At 70.0% G+C, this 18,499-nt stretch carries 18 protein-coding genes; 10 read left to right on the forward strand and 8 right to left on the reverse strand.

Annotated features, from left to right (window positions below; translation table 11 throughout):
- The first annotated feature begins 115 nt into the window (after positions 1–115).
- From M8542_RS35265 to M8542_RS35285, 5 genes are all read left to right on the forward strand, one after another.
- Positions 116–844 (forward strand): amino acid ABC transporter ATP-binding protein, encoded by a 729-nt coding sequence (locus M8542_RS35265; protein ID WP_257924795.1) that lies wholly within the window; start codon positions 116–118, stop codon positions 842–844.
- A gap of 56 nt (positions 845–900) precedes the next feature.
- A complete protein-coding gene (locus M8542_RS35270) occupies positions 901–1,827 on the forward strand; it encodes a glutamate ABC transporter substrate-binding protein (RefSeq protein WP_257924659.1) in 927 nt (308 codons plus the stop codon).
- Positions 1,828–1,909: 82 nt separating this feature from the next.
- Complete coding sequence (locus M8542_RS35275) at positions 1,910–2,557, forward strand: amino acid ABC transporter permease (protein ID WP_257924660.1); 648 nt, start codon at positions 1,910–1,912, stop codon at positions 2,555–2,557.
- The gene (locus M8542_RS35280) at positions 2,554–3,411 is read left to right on the forward strand and encodes an amino acid ABC transporter permease (protein WP_257924661.1); all 858 of its coding nucleotides are present in this window, start codon (positions 2,554–2,556) and stop codon (positions 3,409–3,411) included. Before M8542_RS35275 ends, M8542_RS35280 begins: the two co-directional genes overlap by 4 nt.
- Before the next feature lie 75 nt (positions 3,412–3,486).
- Complete coding sequence (locus M8542_RS35285) at positions 3,487–4,224, forward strand: SDR family NAD(P)-dependent oxidoreductase (RefSeq protein WP_257924662.1); 738 nt, start codon at positions 3,487–3,489, stop codon at positions 4,222–4,224.
- Here M8542_RS35285 and M8542_RS35290 read toward each other — a convergent pair.
- On the reverse strand, positions 4,178–4,867 hold the full coding sequence (locus M8542_RS35290) for a YoaK family protein (RefSeq protein ID WP_257924663.1): 690 nt from the start codon (positions 4,865–4,867) through the stop codon (positions 4,178–4,180). The genes M8542_RS35285 and M8542_RS35290 overlap by 47 nt on opposite strands.
- A 395-nt stretch (positions 4,868–5,262) precedes the next feature.
- On the opposite strand from M8542_RS35290, the gene M8542_RS35295 reads away from it, so the two are divergent.
- Complete coding sequence (locus tag M8542_RS35295; RefSeq protein WP_257924664.1) at positions 5,263–6,114, forward strand: helix-turn-helix domain-containing protein; 852 nt, start codon at positions 5,263–5,265, stop codon at positions 6,112–6,114.
- On the opposite strand, the gene M8542_RS35300 is transcribed toward M8542_RS35295, so the two are convergent.
- Genes M8542_RS35300 through M8542_RS35330 form a run of 7 tightly spaced genes read right to left on the reverse strand, consistent with a single transcriptional unit; the run spans position 6,101 to position 12,162 of the window.
- Complete coding sequence (locus M8542_RS35300; protein ID WP_257924665.1) at positions 6,101–7,216, reverse strand: amidohydrolase family protein; 1,116 nt, start codon at positions 7,214–7,216, stop codon at positions 6,101–6,103. The genes M8542_RS35295 and M8542_RS35300 overlap by 14 nt on opposite strands.
- Positions 7,213–7,737, reverse strand: coding sequence for a GNAT family N-acetyltransferase (locus tag M8542_RS35305; RefSeq protein ID WP_257924666.1), 525 nt, complete (start codon positions 7,735–7,737; stop codon positions 7,213–7,215). The genes M8542_RS35300 and M8542_RS35305 overlap by 4 nt, the downstream gene beginning before the upstream one ends.
- A gap of 12 nt (positions 7,738–7,749) precedes the next feature.
- A complete protein-coding gene (locus tag M8542_RS35310; protein WP_257924667.1) occupies positions 7,750–8,340 on the reverse strand; it encodes a nucleotidyltransferase domain-containing protein in 591 nt (196 codons plus the stop codon).
- Positions 8,337–9,089: a succinate dehydrogenase/fumarate reductase iron-sulfur subunit gene (locus M8542_RS35315; protein ID WP_257924668.1), complete on the reverse strand. Its 753-nt coding sequence runs from the start codon at positions 9,087–9,089 to the stop codon at positions 8,337–8,339. The genes M8542_RS35310 and M8542_RS35315 overlap by 4 nt, the downstream gene beginning before the upstream one ends.
- On the reverse strand, positions 9,086–11,002 hold the full coding sequence (locus M8542_RS35320) for a fumarate reductase/succinate dehydrogenase flavoprotein subunit (protein WP_257924669.1): 1,917 nt from the start codon (positions 11,000–11,002) through the stop codon (positions 9,086–9,088). Before M8542_RS35320 ends, M8542_RS35315 begins: the two co-directional genes overlap by 4 nt.
- Before the next feature lie 51 nt (positions 11,003–11,053).
- On the reverse strand, positions 11,054–11,878 hold the full coding sequence (gene sdhC / locus M8542_RS35325; protein ID WP_257924670.1) for a succinate dehydrogenase subunit SdhC: 825 nt from the start codon (positions 11,876–11,878) through the stop codon (positions 11,054–11,056).
- Positions 11,875–12,162, reverse strand: a complete 288-nt coding sequence (locus M8542_RS35330) for an Rv0250c family protein (RefSeq protein ID WP_163046790.1) — start codon at positions 12,160–12,162, stop codon at positions 11,875–11,877. Before M8542_RS35330 ends, sdhC begins: the two co-directional genes overlap by 4 nt.
- A 253-nt stretch (positions 12,163–12,415) precedes the next feature.
- Between M8542_RS35330 and edd the strand changes: the two genes are divergently transcribed.
- The 4 genes from edd to M8542_RS35350 all read left to right on the forward strand — a co-directional run bounded on the left by edd (position 12,416) and on the right by M8542_RS35350 (position 18,489).
- Positions 12,416–14,305, forward strand: a complete 1,890-nt coding sequence (gene edd, locus M8542_RS35335) for a phosphogluconate dehydratase (protein WP_257924671.1) — start codon at positions 12,416–12,418, stop codon at positions 14,303–14,305.
- Positions 14,302–14,913 (forward strand): bifunctional 4-hydroxy-2-oxoglutarate aldolase/2-dehydro-3-deoxy-phosphogluconate aldolase, encoded by a 612-nt coding sequence (gene eda / locus M8542_RS35340; protein WP_257924672.1) that lies wholly within the window; start codon positions 14,302–14,304, stop codon positions 14,911–14,913. The genes edd and eda overlap by 4 nt, the downstream gene beginning before the upstream one ends.
- Positions 14,914–15,126: 213 nt before the next feature.
- Complete coding sequence (locus M8542_RS35345) at positions 15,127–17,094, forward strand: PEP/pyruvate-binding domain-containing protein (protein ID WP_257924673.1); 1,968 nt, start codon at positions 15,127–15,129, stop codon at positions 17,092–17,094.
- Positions 17,095–17,112: 18 nt separating this feature from the next.
- Entirely contained in the window at positions 17,113–18,489 is a 1,377-nt protein-coding gene (locus M8542_RS35350) for an MFS transporter (protein WP_257924674.1), read from the forward strand.
- The last annotated feature ends 10 nt before the right edge of the window (positions 18,490–18,499 follow it).

Below are 18,499 nucleotides of genomic sequence, written 5' to 3' on the forward strand. Positions count from 1 at the left end.
TGCTCAAGCGGCCTTGCCAGCCGGTAAAGCAACGGTAGGTTCTCGCCATCTGTGGTGACCCTTGCCGCATCCGAACGACCCTGGAGGCCAGATGACCGCGGAGGTGGCGGCGCCGATGATCAAGGCGTCCGCCGTGAACAAGTACTTCGGCGACCTGCACGTGCTCAGGGAGATCACGCTCGAGGTGCCTCGCGGCCAGGTCGTGGTGGTGCTCGGTCCGTCCGGGTCGGGCAAGTCGACCCTGTGCCGGGCCATCAACCGGCTCGAGCCGATCAACTCGGGCGAGATCGCCGTCGACGGCGTTCCCCTGCCCGCCGAGGGCAAGGCCCTGGCGGCGCTGCGCGCCGACGTCGGCATGGTGTTCCAGTCGTTCAACCTCTTCGCGCACAAGACGATCGTCGAGAACGTCATGCTCGCGCCGGTGAAGGTCCGCAAGACCGGGCAGGCCGAAGCCCGCAAGACGGCGATGGAGCTGCTGGAGCGCGTCGGCATCGCCAACCAGGCCGACAAGTACCCGGCCCAGCTCTCGGGCGGTCAGCAGCAGCGCGTCGCCATCGCCCGGGCGCTGGCCATGCGGCCCAAGGTGATGCTGTTCGACGAGCCGACCTCGGCGCTGGACCCGGAAATGGTCCAGGAGGTCCTCGACGTCATGACGGGCCTGGCCAAGGACGGCATGACGATGCTGGTCGTCACCCACGAGATGGGCTTCGCCCGCCGGGCAGCCGATCGGGTGATCTTCATGGCCGACGGCGAGATCGTCGAGGACACGACGCCGGAAGAGTTCTTCACCGCGCCCAAGAGCGAGCGCGCGAAGGACTTCCTCGGCAAGATCTTGACCCACTGAGAGAACGTTCCGCGACGCCGCTGCGTCGCGGGTGACGACACACAGGAGAGATTCACATGAGGATCCGCACCCTCGCGGTGGGAGTGCTCGTGGGTGGTCTGACGCTGACCACCCTCACCGCCTGCGGCAAGGAAGGCACGCCGACCTCGCCGGGCTCGGGTGACCAGAACGGCTCGAGCGCCGCGGCGCTGCCGACCTACCCGGTCGCGACCGGCGTCGACCTGGCCGGCTCCCCGGTGTTCGCCAAGATGAAGGCCGCGGGCGCGCTGACCGTCGGCGCCAAGGACGACCAGCCCGGCCTCGGCCAGAAGGACCCGACGACCGGCAAGTTCGAGGGCTTCGACATCGAGATCGCGCGCTTGGTCTCGGCCGGCCTCGGCTTCGACCCGTCGAAGATCACCTTCCGCACGGTCGACTCCGGCGCCCGCGAGCAGACGATCGCCAACGGCGACGTGAACTACTACGTCGGCACGTACTCGATCACCGACAAGCGCAAGGCGCTCGTCTCCTTCGCCGGCCCGTACTTCGTCGCCGGTCAGGACCTGCTGGTGCGCAAGGACGACACGTCCATCACCGGCAAGGACACCCTCAAGGGCAAGAAGGTCTGCTCGGTCACCGGCTCGACGCCGATCCAGAAGATCCGCTCGGAGAACCTGACCGAGCCGGGCAACATCGTCGAGTTCCAGAAGTACTCGCAGTGCGTCGAGAAGCTGCAGTCGAAGGACGTCGACGCGGTCACGACCGACGACGCGATCCTCAAGGGCTACGCGGCCCAGGAGCCGGACAGCCTGAAGGTCGTCGGCCAGCCGTTCTCCACGGAGAAGTACGGCATCGGCCTGAACAAGGACGACAAGGTCCTGCGCGACAAGGTCAACGAGATCCTGCAGAAGGCGCTGGACGACGGCACCTGGCAGAAGATCTACGACGCGACCCTCGGCAAGTCGGGCTCGCAGGCCAAGAAGCCGACCCTCGAGAAGTACTGACGTGACCTGAGGCCGGTGGATCGGGTGTTCCCGGTCCACCGGCCTCTCACATCCACCTGACCACGGACGCGGGGAAGGCTCCATGGACGTCCTGCTCAACAACCTGGACCTGTTCGGTCCGTTCTTCCTCCGCACGATCGAGCTGTTCGTGCTCGCGGCGGTCGGCAGCCTGATCTGGGGCACGATCCTGGCGATGCTGCGCGTGAGCCCGGTTCCGGTGTTCCGCGCCGTCGGCACGGCGTACGTGACGATCGCCCGCAACACTCCGCTGACGCTGGTGTTCGCGTTCTTCGTCTTCGCGTACCCGCTGCTGGACATCGTCAAGCTCGACTACTTCCCGGCCGCCCTGACCGCGCTGATCGTCTACACCTCGGCGTTCATCTGCGAGGTCGTGCGTTCGGGCATCAACACGGTGCCGGTCGGCCAGGCCGAGGCGGGCCGGGCGCTGGGGCTGACCTTCGGCCAGATCCTCGGCCAGGTCGTGCTGCCGCAGGCGCTGCGCTCGGTCGTGCCGCCGCTGATCAGCACCCTGATCGCGCTGCTGAAGAACACCACCATCGCCGCCGGTTTCTCCGTCGCCGAGGCCGGCGCGATCCGCGCGTACCTGTCCGAACGCGGTGAAAGCCAGCTGGTCGGCCTGCTGTGGGTGGCCCTCGGCTTCATCATCCTGGTCGCCGTGCTGTCGTTCGTCCAACGCAGCCTGGAGAAGCGCTGGAGCGTGGCCCGATGAGCAATGTCCTCTTCGACGTCCCGGGGCCGAAGGCCCGGCTGCGCTACCGCAGCTACGCCGTCGTCGGCATCATCGTGGTCGTGGCCTTCATCGGCTACGTCGGCTGGCGCTTCTACGACAGCGGCCAGTTCACCGCCCGCAAGTGGGAGTGGCTGCAGTACGCGCAGGTCCAGAGCGACCTGGCCAACGCGGTGCTGGCGACGCTCGAGGCGTTCGCGGCCGCGACGGTGCTGGCGCTGGTCTTCGGCGCGATCTTCGCGGCGGGCCGGTTGTCCGACCACGCGTGGATCCGCGGGATCGCCGGGTTCGTCGTGGAGTTCTTCCGCGCCATCCCGGCGCTGATCCTGATGTTCTTCTTCTACTTCGGCCTGCCGACGATCGGCGTGCCGATGACGCCGTTCCTCGGCGTGGTGTTCGGCCTGACGCTGTACAACGGCTCGGTGCTCGCGGAGGTCTTCCGCGCGGGCATCCAGTCGCTGCCGAAGGGTCAGAGCGAAGCCGCGTACGCCCTCGGCATGCGCAAGACGCAGGTGATGTTCCTGGTCCTGCTGCCGCAGGCGATCCGGGCGATGCTGCCGACGATCATCAGCCAGCTCGTCGTGCTGCTCAAGGACACCGCGCTCGGCTTCATCATCACGTACCAGGAGCTGCTGTACTACGCGCGCTACATCGGCTCGCAGGGTGCGTTCGGCCGGCCGATCGTGCCGTCGACGATCGTGGCGACCGCCATCTACGTCGTGATGTGCCTGCTGCTCACGGCGCTGGCGACGTACCTGGAGCGCCGCAACCGCCGCAACAAGAAGGTCATGGCGACGACGACGGCGGCCGAGGACGTCGTGGCCGCGTCCGCCTGAGTCACTCGTTCGAGGCCCCCGGGATCCGTCCCGGGGGCCTTGTCGTGTCCCGGGGTCTCCCCTAGCGTCGGGCGCATGAGTGTCGCACTGGTGACCGGCAGCTCCCGCGGCCTGGGCCGGGTGATCGCGCGGAGACTGGCCCGCGACGGGTTCGCCGTCGCGGTCAACGGCCACCACGACGACACCGACCTCAAGACCGCCGCCGAAAGCATCCTCGCCGAAGGCGGCCGGGCGGGTGCCTTCGCGGCGGACGTCACCGACCGGCGCCAGGTCGGCGAGCTCGTCGACGCCGTCACGGCGTTGCTCGGGCCGGTCACCGTGCTGGTGCTCAACGCGACCGGGCCGCAGCCGGAGGCGCCGGTGTCGCAAGTGGACTGGCCGGATCACCTGGCGCAGCTGGACTTCTTCGTGCGCTCACCGGTGCTGCTGGGGCACGCGGTGCTGCCGGGCATGCGGGCGCGCGGCCACGGCCGCATCGTGCACGTCGACTCCGAGGTGGCGGACCGCCCACCACCGGGCCGCTCGGCGTACGCGACGGCGAAGAGCGCCCAGATCGGCCTGACCCGCGCGTGGGCGCGTGAGCTGGCCCCGGACGGCATCACGGTCAACACGGTGGCCCCGGGGTTCATCCCGGTGGAGCGGCACGCGGAGGTGCCGGCGGCGGAGCGCGAGCAGTACCGCGCGTCGGTCCCGTCGGGCCGGCTGGGCACCCCGGAGGACATCGCGGCGGCGGTGAGCTTCTTCGCGTCGGAGGAGGCGGGGTTCGTCACGGGCCAGCGGCTGCTGGTCGACGGCGGCCGCGCGCTCGGTTGAGCTGAAGCACGACCAGCACGCCGAGGATCAGCACGAGGGCGAGCGTCAACGCGGTCCACATCGCGACGTGCAGCTGCAGCAGCCCGCCCGCGAAGGCGCCCATCAGCATCGCGGCGACCGCGGCCACCTTGCGAAGGGGGTGCGCCCCGGCCCCGCCGGCCGCTTTGGAGTCCGCGGCGAAGCCGGTCAGGGTCATGGTCAGGACGGTGGTGGTGAGATCGGGAGCCCCGATCCGCCGGACGGCGGCGTTCTGCAGGCCCATGGCCACCCCCAGCACGACGATCAGCAGCTCACTGCCCAGCCGCGACCCACTGCCGAGCGTCGCGGACAGCACGACGGCGGCGGCGACCAGCGCTGCTTGCACCGCCGTGGCCTGGCGGAGGGCGCCGTAGTCGTCGTCGGTCCGCGCGAGCCGGCCGCCGGCCAGCGCACCGGCGAGGAAGGCCAGCACCGCGGTCAGCGACGCGAGCACGGACAGCGTCGTCTCGCCGGCCGCGGCGAACCCGAGGAAGACGACGTTCCCGGTCATGTTGGCCACGAAGACGCGGCCCAGCCCGAGGAAGCTGACGGCGTCGACGACCCCGGTGACGACCGTCAGGGTCAGGAGGAGTGCGGCCAGGTCACGTGGTTTCGGCTCAGCCATGTGCGCAGTCAACCACCGCTCGGGCCGGCGCGCGTGGGCGCCGGCTGGAGTTGCCTCAATCAGCCGCGGCGGCCGGCATTGGTTCAGCGCGCGTCGGCGCCGACGACGAAATGATCGTCTGCTCCCGCACATCGGCCCACGAACACCTCCTGTCGATACACCGCATTGCCCCAAAGATACGACAAAGAACCGGCACCTCGAACCGATTCCCAAACCGAAGTCCACACCCCCATTCCACCCCCTTAAGACTGCGAAGCACGCTTCAATGTGCGAAGCTGCTTCGCACCGCTTCGCAGCCGGAATCCTTTGTCACACAGGCAGAACACAACATCCGTTCCGGTGAACCCCTGCGCGGCAAGGGACATTTTGTCGGTGCTTGCCCTTAGCGTGCGGGCATGACCGAAAAGAGCACGGTGCGCACCCGCGAGATGGGTGCGGAGTTGAAGACCCAGCGCGAGTCGAAACAACTGTCGCTGCGTGAAGTCGCGCGGCGCGCCCACTGGTCGGCGTCGAAGGTGTCCGGCTGGGAAAACGGCCGGCGCATCTCCCCGATCGACGCGGCGATCTACCTCGCCCACTGCGGCACCGAGGCCCCGGAGCGCGCGCGGCTGCTGGAGCTGACCCGGCCGCCGAGCGAGCTGTACTGGGTGCGCCCGTACTACGACCAGCTGGCCGACCCGATGAAGTCCCTCATCATCCAGGAAAACCTCGCCACCAGCGTAATTTCGAACAGCCCGATGGCCCTGCCGGTCATGCTCCAGACCGAAGACTACGTGCGCACGGTCTACGAGCTGTCCGGCCGGTACACCGCCGGCAGGCTGAAGCAGCTGATCCAGTCCCGGCTCGACCGGCAGCAGCTGCTGCAGCGGCGAAACCCGCCCCACTGCACCTACTTCGTCTACGAGCACACCCTGAGATCCGTCCTGCGCGACCCGGCCCTGATGCACGAACAGCTGCAGTACCTGGTGCTGGCCACCAACCTGCCGCACTGCACGATCCGCGTCGTCCCGCTGTCCGCGCCGCCGTACCACCTGGTCGGCAGCCGGTTCACGATCATGGAGTTCGACGACCACCCGCCGGTGGCCTACGAGGAAACCTTCGCCGCGGCGTTGTTCATCGACGAGCGCGTGGCGGTCGAAGCCTTCTACGTCCTCCGCACGCGGCTTGAGGAGGCTGCCTTGTCCGAACGAGCGTCCCGGGAGCTCCTGGTCCGGCTGGCCGAGGAGTTCGATCTCATGACGACCTGACCCGGTTCCCGTCGTGCCAGACGGCCCGGACCCGGCCGGAAATATCCGTCACGTCCAGGTCCGGGCCGTCGAGCAGCACCAGGTCCGCGCGCAAGCCCGGCTCGACCCGGCCGCGGTCGTCGTCGAGCCGGAGCAACCGCGCCGCCTCGGACGTGGCCGCCTTCAGGGCGGCCGCGTCGCCGAGCACCGAAGCCAGCAGGCGCAGCTCGGTCGTCAAGTCGACATGAGGACGCGGGGCGAGGTCGGAGCCGGCGGCGATGCGGACACCCGCTTCCGCCGCCAGGCGCAGCGAGCGCCGGTGCGTGTCGGCGAACTCGCCGGTGCTGATCGGCGAGAGCGTCGGCACGTACCAAGCGTCGCTCAGGGCCGCGACGGCGGAGTCGTCGAGGAAGGTGCCGTGCTCGACGCTGCGTGCGCCGGCGCGGGCGGCCGAGACGACCGCGGCGGACGTGTGCGCGTGCGCCAGGACGTCCCGGCCGCAGCGGCGGGCTTCGTCGACCAAGGCGGCGAGCTCGTCGTCGGTCGGGCGGACGTCGACGCCGTCGCGGACCGCCCGCATGGCGCCGCTCGCGCCGACCTTGATCCAGTCGGCGCCGGCGCGCACCATCCGGCGGACGGCCGCGCGTGCCGCGTCCGGCCCGTCGAACAGCGGATCGGGCAGCGACGGGTCCCCGAAGTGGTCGACGGCGCCCGCCGGCGGCTCCCAGCTGTCCCCGAGCCCGCCGGTCGGGCCCAGCTGACGCAAGCTGACGAGGAGGTCGGGGCCGGTGATCCAGCCGGAACGCAAGGCGTGCTTGAAGCCGGCGTCGGCGCCCCAGGCGTCGCGGACGGTGGTGATGCCACGGGCGAGCAACCCCCGCAGCACCGGCACGGCTTCGAGGATCCGGGCGCTGCGCGGCAACGGCTCGGGCCGCGGGAAGGCGACGTGCACGTGGCAGTCGATGAGCCCGGGGATCAGCAGCCCACCCGAGCAGTCGACCCGCGGGTCGCCGTCGAGGGCCGGCCCGACCTCGGCGATCCGGTCGCCGTCGAGCCGGACGTCCGCGCGCGTGGTCTCCCCGGTGTCGGGGTCGAGCACCCGCGCCCCGGCGAGCACGCTCACGCGAGCGCCTTGCGGTAGACGAGGAAGTCGCAGGGCGTGGCCAGCGAAGGCGCGAGGTGCGGGTAGTCCTCGGCGAGGTCGGCGCGGTGCGTCACGCGGTAGCCGAGCCGGTCGTACCACTCGGCGAGGAACTGCTTCGACGGATGCGTCCACTCACGCGGCACGAGCAGTTCGAGCTGCATCTCCCGGCAGCCGGCGGCACGGCACGAGCGTTCGGCGAACGCCACGAGCTCCCGCCCGACGCCGGCGCCGCGGCGCGCGGGATCGGCGGCGAGCATGCCGAACTCACCGGTCGCGTCGTCGAGCCGCCGCACTCGCACGGAGCCGGCGAAGTCACCATCCACGAAGGCGACGGCGATCTCCCCGGCCCGCACGAACCCGGCGACTTCGTCGGCGGAAGTCCGGTCGGTGCTCCCCTGCCAAAGCCCCTTCTCGGACTCGGCGTAGACCTGGTTGACCAGGGCCGCGATCCGTTCGATCACGGCGCGGTCAGCCGACGGCTCCAGCTTCTCGATCTCCATGGCCCCACCTTGTCACGCGGACGCGGCGACTTCCGCCGCGAACCCGGCCAGCCCCGGCTCGAGACGCGCGCAAGCGGCAGCCAGCCGGCCGACGTCGGCCGCCCAGTCGCCGGTGGCTCGGTCGGCGGAGCCGATCCGCGTGAAGCCCCGGTCGAGCAACCCCCGCGCGTCCTCGAACCGACCACGTGCGACGGCCTTCACCGCGCCGAGCGCGTTGGCCAACGCGCTCGCGGGCCGCGACCATTCGCCCTCGGCCGCCGGCCCGGGCCGGTCGTCGGCCGCGTCAGTACGGATGTCCAGATCGAGCCGCCAGAACACGGACACGCCCTCGAAGCGCACGAAGACGAGCCGCTGCACCGGCGAATGCAGGAAGTCCGGGGAGAACCGCACCGCCGCCACCGGCCGCACTGCCGACAACACCGGCACGACGTCCACGCAGCCGGGAAACGCGGCCGCGGGCACCAGCCACTCGACGTCGATGTCGCTGTAGTCGTCCGCGGTCCCGCGCGCGAGCGAGCCCCGTAACGAAGCTCGCGAACCGGCTTCAGCCGCCTCGAGGGCGGCCCGCACACGGTTCGCGAGCGTCGAACGGGCGAGCGTCACTTGTCCCGGCGGAAGAGCTTGTTGCCCAGCCACACGATGGGGTCGTACTTGCGGTCCGCGACGCGCTCCTTCATCGGGATCAGCGCGTTGTCGGTGATGTGGATGCCTTCCGGGCAGACCTCGCTGCAGCACTTGGTGATGTTGCAGTAGCCGAGCCCGTGCTCCTCCTGCGCCGCGTCACGCCGATCGGCGACGTCGAGCGGGTGCATCTCCAGCTCCGCGATCCGCATCAGGTAGCGCGGCCCGGCGAAGGACTCCTTGTTCTCCTCGTGGTCACGCACCACGTGGCAGGTGTTCTGGCACAGGAAGCACTCGATGCACTTGCGGAACTCCTGCGACCGCTCGACGTCCACCTGCTGCATCCGGTATTCGCCGGGCTTGAGGTCGGCGGGCGGGGTGAACGACGGGATTTCGCGTGCCTTCGTGTAGTTGAACGACACGTCGGTGACCAGGTCGCGGATCACGGGGAACGTCCGCAGCGGCGTCACCGTGATCACCTCTTCCTCGGTGAACGTCGACATCCGCGTCATGCACAGCAGGCGAGGCTTGCCGTTGATCTCCGCCGAGCAGGAGCCGCACTTGCCCGCCTTGCAGTTCCAGCGCACCGCGAGGTCCGACGCCTGCGTGGCCTGCAGCCGGTGGATGATGTCGAGGACGACTTCGCCCTCGTTCACCTCCACCGTGAAGTCCTGCAGCTCGCCGGCCGTGTCGTCGCCGCGCCAGACCCGGAAACTCGCCTTGTAGCTCATGCTTTGCTCCCGGGGTGCGCTTCGAGCTCGTTGTCGGTGTAGTACTTCCCGAGCTCACCGAACTCGAACAGCTCCAGCAGGTCCTGCCGCAGCGGCACCTGCTCCGCCACCGTGACGCCGATGTCCGGGACGACGGGATTGTCCCCCTCCGACGCCGCACAGACCAGCAGCTTGTGCCGCCACTCGGCGTCCATGCCCGGGAAGTCGTCCCGGGTGTGCCCGCCGCGGCTCTCGGTCCGCGTCAGCGCCGCCTTCGCGACGCACTCGCTGACCATCAGCATGTTGCGCAGGTCGACCGCGAGGTGCCAGCCCGGGTTGAACTGCCGGTGCCCTTCCACCGTGACGTGCAGGATCCGCTGCCGCAGCTCGGCGAGCTTCACCAGCGCCTGCTCGATCTCCCCGGCCTTGCGGATGATGCCGACCAGGTCGTTCATCGACTGCTGCAGCTCGGTGTGCAGGGTGTACGGGTTTTCCGCCGACGCGCCGGCGGGCGGGTCGAACGGCGCCAGCGCCATCTTCGCCGCGGCGTCCACATCGGACTCGCTGACGGCGGGCCGCCCGTCGAGACCGGCCACGTACTCGGCCGCGCCCAGACCCGCGCGACGGCCGAACACCAGCAGGTCCGACAGCGAGTTCCCGCCGAGCCGGTTGGACCCGTGCATGCCGCCCGAGCACTCGCCCGCGGCGAACAGGCCGGGCACGCTCGCCGCGGCGGTGTCCGGGTCGACCTCGATGCCGCCCATCACGTAGTGGCAGGTCGGGCCGACCTCCATCGGCTCGGCCGTGATGTCGACGTCCGCCAGCTCCTTGAACTGGTGGTACATCGACGGCAGCCGCTTCTTGATCTCCTCGGTCGGCAGCCGGCTCGCGATGTCGAGGAACACGCCGCCGTGCGGGGAGCCGCGCCCCTCCTTGACTTCGGAGTTGATCGCGCGGGCCACCTCGTCGCGGGGCAGCAGGTCCGGCGTGCGCCGGTTGTTGTCCGCGTCGGCGTACCAGCGGTCGGCTTCCTCTTCACTTTCGGCGTACTGGCCCTTGAAGACGTCGGGCACGTACTCGAACATGAACCGCTTGCCGTCGGAGTTCTTGAGCACACCGCCGTCACCGCGCACGCCCTCGGTGACGAGGATGCCCTTGACGCTCGGCGGCCAGACCATCCCGGTCGGGTGGAACTGGACGAACTCCATGTTGATCAGCTTCGCGCCCGCGCGCAGGGCCAGCGCGTGGCCGTCGCCGGTGTACTCCCACGAGTTCGACGTCACCTTGAACGACTTGCCGATGCCGCCGGTGGCGAGCACGACCGCGGGCGCCTCGAAGAGGATGAACCGCCCGCTTTCGCGCCAGTAGCCGAACGCGCCGGCGACCTTGCCCTCGGTGGTGAGCAGCTCGGTGACCGTGCACTCGGCGAAGACCTTGATCTTCGCCTCGTAGTCGCCGGTCTCGGCGAAGTCCTCCTGCTGCAGCGAAACGATCTTCTGCTGCATCGTGCGGATCAGCTCGAGGCCGGTGCGGTCACCGACGTGCGCCAGCCGCGGGTAGGTGTGCCCGCCGAAGTTGCGCTGGCTGATCCGGCCGTCGGCGGTGCGGTCGAACAGCGCGCCGTAGGTCTCCAGCTCCCAGACGCGGTCCGGCGCCTCCTTGGCGTGCAGCTCGGCCATCCGCCAGTTGTTGAGGAACTTGCCGCCGCGCATGGTGTCGCGGAAGTGGACCTGCCAGTTGTCGTTCGAGTTCGCGTTGCCCATCGACGCCGCGCACCCGCCCTCGGCCATCACCGTGTGCGCCTTGCCGAACAGGGACTTGCACACGACGGCGACGCGGAAACCGCGTTCGCGCGCCTCGATCACCGCTCGCAGACCGGCGCCACCGGCTCCGATCACCACCACGTCGTAGCTGTGGCGTTCGACCTCGGTCATAGAAGAATTCCACCTCGGAACTGGGGACTTCGCTGTTGGGGAAGGGGTGCGCTAGTTGACGAATCTCAGATCCGAGATCGCGCCGCTGGCGACGAGCATGACGTAGAAGTCGGTCAGCACCAGCGTGCCGAGCGTCGTCCAGGCCAGCGCCATGTGGCGGGTGTTGAGCTTCGAGACCTTCGTCCAGATCCAGTAGCGCACCGGGTGCTTGGAGAAGTGCTTCAGCCGGCCACCGGTCACGTGCCGGCACGAGTGGCAGGAAAGCGTGTACGCCCACAGCAGGACCACGTTGGCGAGCAGGATGATGTTGCCCAGCCCGAACCCGAAGCCGCCGGTCTTGCCGTGGAACGCCGTGATCGCGTCGTAGGTGTTGACCAGCGAGACGATCAGCGCCACGTAGAAGAAGTAGCGGTGGACGTTCTGGATGATGAGCGGCAGCCGCGTCTCGCCGGTGTACTTGGCGTGCGGTTCCGCGACGGCGCAGGCGGGCGGGGAGAACCACACGGCCCGGTAGTAGGCCTTGCGGTAGTAGTAGCAGGTCAGGCGGAACCCGAGCAGGAACGGCAGCACGACGAAGCCGAGCGGGATGAACCCGGGCAGGTCGCCGAACCAGTGGCCGAAGTGGCTCGAGCCTTCGACGCAGGACGTGGACAGGCAGGGTGAGTAGAACGGCGTCAGGTAGTGGTAGTCGGGCACCCAGTACGCGGTGCGCACGAACGACCGGACCGTCGCGTAGATGATGAACGCCGACAGTCCGAGCACGGTCAGCAGCGGCTGGAGCCACCACCGGTCCGTGCGGAGGGTGCGCTCGGCGATCCGGGCCCGCCTGGGGGCCCGGACGCCGGTGCCGACGCCGTTGTCAGCCGGAGCGCTCACCGCTGGTCGCGCTTGTAGCCGCCGACACCCTCGTCATCGGCGCCGTGCCACAGCGCCGGGTCGTAGGGCGTGTCGGGGACCGGTACGCGCTCGGCGGGTTTTGCCTGGGCGGGCACCGCGAGCGGCGTGCCGTCGAGGTCCGCGGTGTCGATGTCGAGGCGCTCCACGTCGTTCGCGAGCCGGCGTACCGCCGAAGCGTCGCCGTAACGAGAGCGCAGTGCGCCGACGCACTGCCTGAGCTGGCCGATGGTTCGCCGCAGCTCGGCGATCTCGGAGGTGGACATCATGCCTCCCGGTGGTGGTGGGGCTGGCAGGAGCCGGCCGGACGATCGCTCGCCGTAGGGCTTTGCCACGCGTCGTGCAGATGTGACAACTAGCACACTAACGGTTCCGGAGGTGATCGGGGTCACGCGGGTGGATCTTCTGAATCGATTTTGATTCGGCGTTTTCCCGAGGTACTGTGGCCAGTGTCACGACCCAGAGGCGTCAGCGCTGCCGTCCCGCGGACCACCACACACCAGTGATCCGGAGCCGGACATGAGCCCCACTCCCACCCCGAAGCTGCACCGAGTCGTCGCCGACGTCACCGAGCGCATCGCCGCCCGCAGTGCCGCGACCCGCACCGCCTACCTCGGCCGCGTGGCCGCCGCGTACGAAGAAGGCCCGGTCCGCCGCGGCCTCGCGTGCAGCAACCTCGCCCACGGCTTCGCCGCCATGGACGGCGTCGACAAGGAAGCCCTCCGGGCCGCGCGCGCCCCGGGCGTCGCGATCGTGTCCTCCTACAACGACCTACTCTCGGCGCACCAGCCCATGCAGGAGTACCCGGCGTGGCTGAAGAAGTCCGTGCGCCGCGCGGGCGGCGTCGCGCAGTTCGCCGGCGGCGTGCCGGCCATGTGCGACGGCATCACCCAGGGCCGCGCGGGCATGGAGCTGTCCCTGTTCAGCCGCGAGGTCATCGCGATGTCGACGGCGATCGCGCTGTCCCACGACATGTTCGACGCGGCGCTGTTGCTGGGCGTCTGCGACAAGATCGTGCCGGGCCTGCTGATCGGCGCGCTGTCGTTCGGCCACCTGCCTGCGGTGCTGGTCCCGGCCGGGCCGATGAACTCCGGCCTGCCGAACAAGGAGAAGGCCCGCGTCCGCCAGCTCTACGCCGAGGGCCTCGCGACCCGCGAAGACCTCCTCGACGCCGAAGCGGCGTCGTACCACTCCGCCGGCACCTGCACCTTCTACGGCACGGCCAACTCGAACCAGATGGTCGTCGAGGTGATGGGCCTGCACCTGCCCGGTGCCAGCTTCGTCCAGCCCGGCTCGGCGCTGCGGCAGGCGCTCACCGAAGAGGCCGGCCGGCGGATCGTCGCGCTCTCGCGCGGCGAGGAGTACACGCCGGTCTCGCGGGTCCTCGACGAAAAGGCGTTCGTCAACGGCGTCATCGCGTTGCTCGCCACCGGCGGGTCGACCAACCACACGATGCACCTGGTCGCCATCGCCGCGGCCGCGGGCATCCAGCTGACCTGGGACGACTTCGCCGACCTCTCGGCCGTCGTGCCGCTGCTGGCGCGGGTCTACCCGAACGGCAGCGCCGACATCAACCACTTCCACGCCGCCGGCGGCATCCAGTTCCTGGTCGGCACGCTGCTCGACGCCGGGCTGCTGCACGAGGACGTGCACACGGTCGCCGGCTTCGGGCTGCACCGCTACCGGGCCGAGCCGATCCTCTCCGACGGCGAGCTCGTCTGGCGCGACGTGCCGACCCGCAGCCTCGACGAGGAGGTGCTGCGCCCGGCGTGGCGCCCGTTCGCCGCGGACGGCGGGCTGCGGATGGTCGAGGGCAACCTCGGCCGCGCGGTGGTCAAGGTGTCGGCGGTGGCGCCGGAGCACCGGGTCGTACAGGCGCCGGCCCGGGTGTTCACGACGCAGGAGGAGTTCAAGGCCGCGTTCGAGGCCGGCGAGCTGGACCGCGACGTCGTCGTGGTCGTCCGGCAGCAGGGGCCGCGGGCCAACGGCATGCCGGAGTTGCACGGGCTGACCCCGGCGCTGGGTGTGCTGATGGACCGCGGGCACGCCGTGGCGTTGCTCACCGACGGCCGCATGTCGGGCGCGTCGGGCAAGGTCCCGGCGGCCATCCAGGTGACGCCGGAAGCCGCGGCGGGCGGCCTGATCGCGCGCATCGCGGACGGCGACGTCGTGCGGCTGGACGCCTCCTCGGGCAGCCTCGACGTGCTCGTCGGTGACGAAGAACTCGCCCGCCGTGAGCTTGTGGACGCACCGCCGTCCGAAGCATCCTGGACCGGCACCGGCCGAGAGCTGTTCGCCGCGTTGCGCCGTGCGGTCGGCCCCGCTGACCAGGGCGCTTCCGTGTTCGGCGGTTTGACTCCGGAGCACTTCGGAATGCCCGCTTTCACAACCCAGGAGGTCGGTCAGTGACCACCGGTCAGGACCTGCTCGAGCTGTCCCCCGTGCTGCCCGTCGTGGTGATCGACGACGTCGACGACGCGGTGCCCACGGCGCGGGCCCTGCTCGCCGGCGGCATCGGGGTCATCGAGCTGACCCTGCGCACCCCGGCGGCCTTGTCGGCGATCGAGCGCGTCGCCACGGAGGTGCCGGAGATCGTCATCGGCGCCGGCACCGTCACCTCGCCGGACCAGGCGAAGCAGGCCGCCGACGCGGGCTCGAAGTTCCTGGTCACGCCGGGCTGCACCGACGCGGTCGTCGACGCCTGCTTCGAGACCGGGCTGCCGTTCCTGCCCGGCGCGAGCACGGTGTCCGAGGCGATGCGGCTGGCCGAACGCGGGCTGTCGGCGTTGAAGTTCTTCCCGGCGGAGGCGTCCGGCGGCGTCGCGTACCTGAAGTCGATCGCGGGGCCGCTGCCGTCGCTGAGGTTCTGCCCGACCGGCGGGATCACGGCGGCGTCGGCGCCGACGTACCTGGCCCTGCCGAACGTCGGCTGCATCGGCGGCTCGTGGCTGACGGCGTCGCTCGATCCCGCCGCGATCGAGAAGCTGGCCGAGCAGGCCGCGAAACTGCGCGTGTAGCGGAGATCACCCCCGCGGAATTCCGGTCCGAACGGCGGAACCGGCGTCCGGATTCCGGGAGTACCGTTCCAGCGCGCTGGAACGGTACTCCGAGCGGGTGTGGCGGCGGTCATGCGTTCCCCCGTTTGTGCCACTGAACGGGCCATTTGCTCGACAGTCGGTGATTCACCCCCTGTTATCGTTCCTCCTCGCTGTTTCCAGCGAGGAGAATCCGTGAGCCTGACCAGCGTGGTCGCCCCCAGTGCTGCCCCCGAAAGCCCCGCCGCGCTAGTCGGCGAACGTCTTTCCCTGTCCGCGTTCCACCAGCTCGGTGGCACGCTGGGCGGCTATTGTTTCGTCAAGGTCGTGGTGGACCGGGAAAAGCCGGTGATCCACTTCCTGAACAACGCGCGCCATTCCTTTCACGCGATCTATATCGGCGAAGAGATCCTCGGCGTCCCCGAAGAACGCGTGCGCGCGGAGATCGACTCGTACAACCAGGACTTCTACCACGGGGCGGACCGCCGGTTCCTGCTCGGCGTCCTGGCCCGGCACCCGCGGATGCTGTCGCTGGAGACGGTCGAGGTCGACACCATGCCGGCCGAGCTGATCCGCGAGTTCCACGCGTTCGTCGCCCGGCACGTCGACGCGTCGCTGCCGCTGCTGTTCAAGCCGGCCAACCAGCTGCAGGAGCGGATCGTCCGGGAGATCCCGCCGGGTGACCTGCCACGCGTGTTCGCGCACGAGCTGTTTTCGACGGCGCCGTTCGTCGCGCTGAACCCCGGCACGGCCACCGGCCGGCTGCGTGCGTTCCGCACCGAGGCCGAGTACCGGGCCGCGACGCTGGACTGGTCGGACATCATCGTGATGGACCGCGTGCCCGACGACATCCCGCGGCTGTCGGGCATCGTCAATGCCCGGCACACGACGCCGTTGTCGCACACCAACGTGCTGGCCACCGGCTGGCAGATCCCGAACGCCGTCCAGCTCGGCGCGCTCGACGACGTCGAGCGCCGCGGGCTCGACGGCAAGTGGGTCGAGTACACAGTGGACGCCCAGGCCGCCTCGCTGCGGGAGGTCGCCGAGCCGGCCTCGGCCACGCCGCCGAGCTGGTACGCCCAGCGCGTCACGCTGGAGGCGCCGGAGGCCGAGCGCAGCCCGATCGTGAACCTCGCGCGGCTGCGCGCGACCGACCGGCACCGCTACGGCACCAAGGCGGCGAACCTCGGCGAGCTGCACCACGTCCTGGCCCACGGCTCGCAGCGGCTGCTCGGCTTCTACCAGGTGCCGCGGCCGCCGCGGGAGAACCTGCTGCCCTACCTTTCGCGGCTGCTGGACGTCCCGGCCGGCGGCGACCTGGTCGCGGGCGCCCGCCGGTTGCTCGACGACCACGTCCGCGTGCCGCGGGGCATCGCGCTGCCGTTCTCGCTGCAGCGGCGGTTCCTCGAGTCGTCGCCGCGGATCCAGCAGGCCATCGGCAAGCTGAAGATGGCCCTGGAGCTGGAGGCGCGGGAGATCGAGCCGCTGTGCGTCGAGCTGCAAGGATTGATCCGGTCGGCCCGGCTGCCGGGCGCGCTGGCCGGGGAGATCGACTCCGCGCTGGTGTCGCAGCTGGCCGGCGTGCGGACGTTCGTGGTGCGCAGTTCGTCGAACGCCGAGGACCTCGCCGGGTTCTCGGCGGCCGGGATCTACGAGTCGCTCAACCACGTCACCACCGCCGAGCGGATCTTCGCCAGCGTCAAGGAAGTCTGGGCTTCGCTGGTGTCGGTGCGCAGCGTGCGGCTGCGGCACCAGGCCGGCATCCCGCTCGACGAGTGCTACATGGGCGTGGTGATCCAGGAGCAGGTCGAGGCGGACTTCGGCGGTGTGCTGGTGACGACGAACCCGATGAACCGCGCGGACTTCCGCACGGTGTACGTCAACGTTTCGCCGCGGGTGACCGACGTCGTCGAGGGGTCGGCGCTGCCCATGCAGTACCTGTACTCGACGGTCGAGGGCGGCGGGCGCACGGTGTCCCTCGGCGACGCGACGGCGGACCTCGACGAGCGGGCCCACGACCAGCTGCAGCGGCTCGCGGTCGCCGGCCGCCTGCTGCAGGGCCACTTCTCGCCCGACTACACGTTCGGCTCGCCGGTGGACATCGAATGGCTCGCCGACGGCGAGCACGTCCATCTCCTGCAGCTGCGTCCGTATTCCGCCTGAGTTCCGGGAGACACGATCATGCTGGGCTTTCGCCTGCCCGCGAAACCCGCCGTTCAGCGCGCCGTCCGGCTGACCTACGGGTTCCAGTTCTTCTTCGGCCTGCTGCTGTGGGTGCCGATCTTCTACCAGTACCAGAAGCTCGTCGGCCTCTCCGACGGCGAGATCTTCGGCATCCAGAGCATCTATTACGTCGTGTTCTGCCTGCTGGAGATCCCGACGGGACTGATCGCCGACCGGTTCGACTACCGCACTTCGCTGGCGGCGGGCGCCGGTGTGCTCGTGGTGGCGAACCTGGTGCCGGTGTTCCTGGGGTCCTACAGCGGGTTCCTGATCCACTTCGTCCTGATCGCGCTGGCTCGCTCGCTGGTGTCCGGCGCGCAGAGCGCGTACCTGTACGAGTTCCTGCACGCGTCCGGCGCCGGTGAGCACTACCTGCGGGTGGAAGGGGTCGGCCGGGCGTACAGCCTGGTGGGCAAGATCGTCTACTGGCCGGTGATCGGCCTGCTGATGGCGTGGAACCTCCCCTCCCCGTACTGGCTGACGGCGATCAACGCGGCCGTGGCGTTGGCGTTCGCGCTGAAACTTCCGCCGATCCCGGGCGGCCGTCGTGTGTCGGGCAAGACGGCCTCGCTGCTGGCCGGAGTCGGCGGCGCGCTGTCGACGCTGCGGGCTTCGCGGTGGCTGGCGTTGCTGATGGTGCAGGGCATCGCGATGTTCACGCTGGTCCGGATCTGCCAGGTGAACTTGTTCCAGCCGATCCTGGAGTCGAAGTCGCTGTCGGTGAACTTCTACGGCGCCGTGCTGGCCGCGATGACGGTGTTCGAGGCCCTGGGTGCGGCGCGCCCGCACCGGCTGCGCCGCGCGATCGGCCCGGTGGGCTCGGTGTTCACGCTGACCATCGTGATGGCGCTCTGCCTGGGCGTGGTCGTGTTCGCGAGCCCTCTCGCGACGGTGGTGCTGCTGTGCGTCTTCGCGGTGGCGACGGGTATCGCGTTCCCGGTGCAGAAGCAGCTGCTGAACGACTCGATCCCGGACTCCCGCCACCGCGCGACGCTGCTATCGATGGAGTCCATTGTGGACCGAGCGGTGTGCGCGCTGGTGGCGGTGGCCCTGGGCGCCTACCTGGCGGCCGGCGAGCTCGACGAGTTCCTGGTGCTGTCGGCCGCGGTGACGTGCGTGGCGATGGGGTTGCTGGCGGTGCTCTTGCTGGCGGTCCGCAAGCACCGCTCGGACCGCCGGGCGCGGGTGCTCACCCCGGCCCCGCCGGCCGCCCGGGTTTCACCGCCGCCGCCTCGCGTGGAACTGGTGCCTCGCTTCCCGCCGGCGGGCGCGGATCGCCGGTGCCACGGGTCGGAGCTGCGCGAGCCCGGCCAGGCGGAGAAGCTCCGGAACTGACCGACCGCGC

Source organism: Amycolatopsis iheyensis, assembly GCF_024703995.1.
In the GTDB taxonomy this organism is placed as follows: domain Bacteria; phylum Actinomycetota; class Actinomycetes; order Mycobacteriales; family Pseudonocardiaceae; genus Amycolatopsis; species Amycolatopsis iheyensis.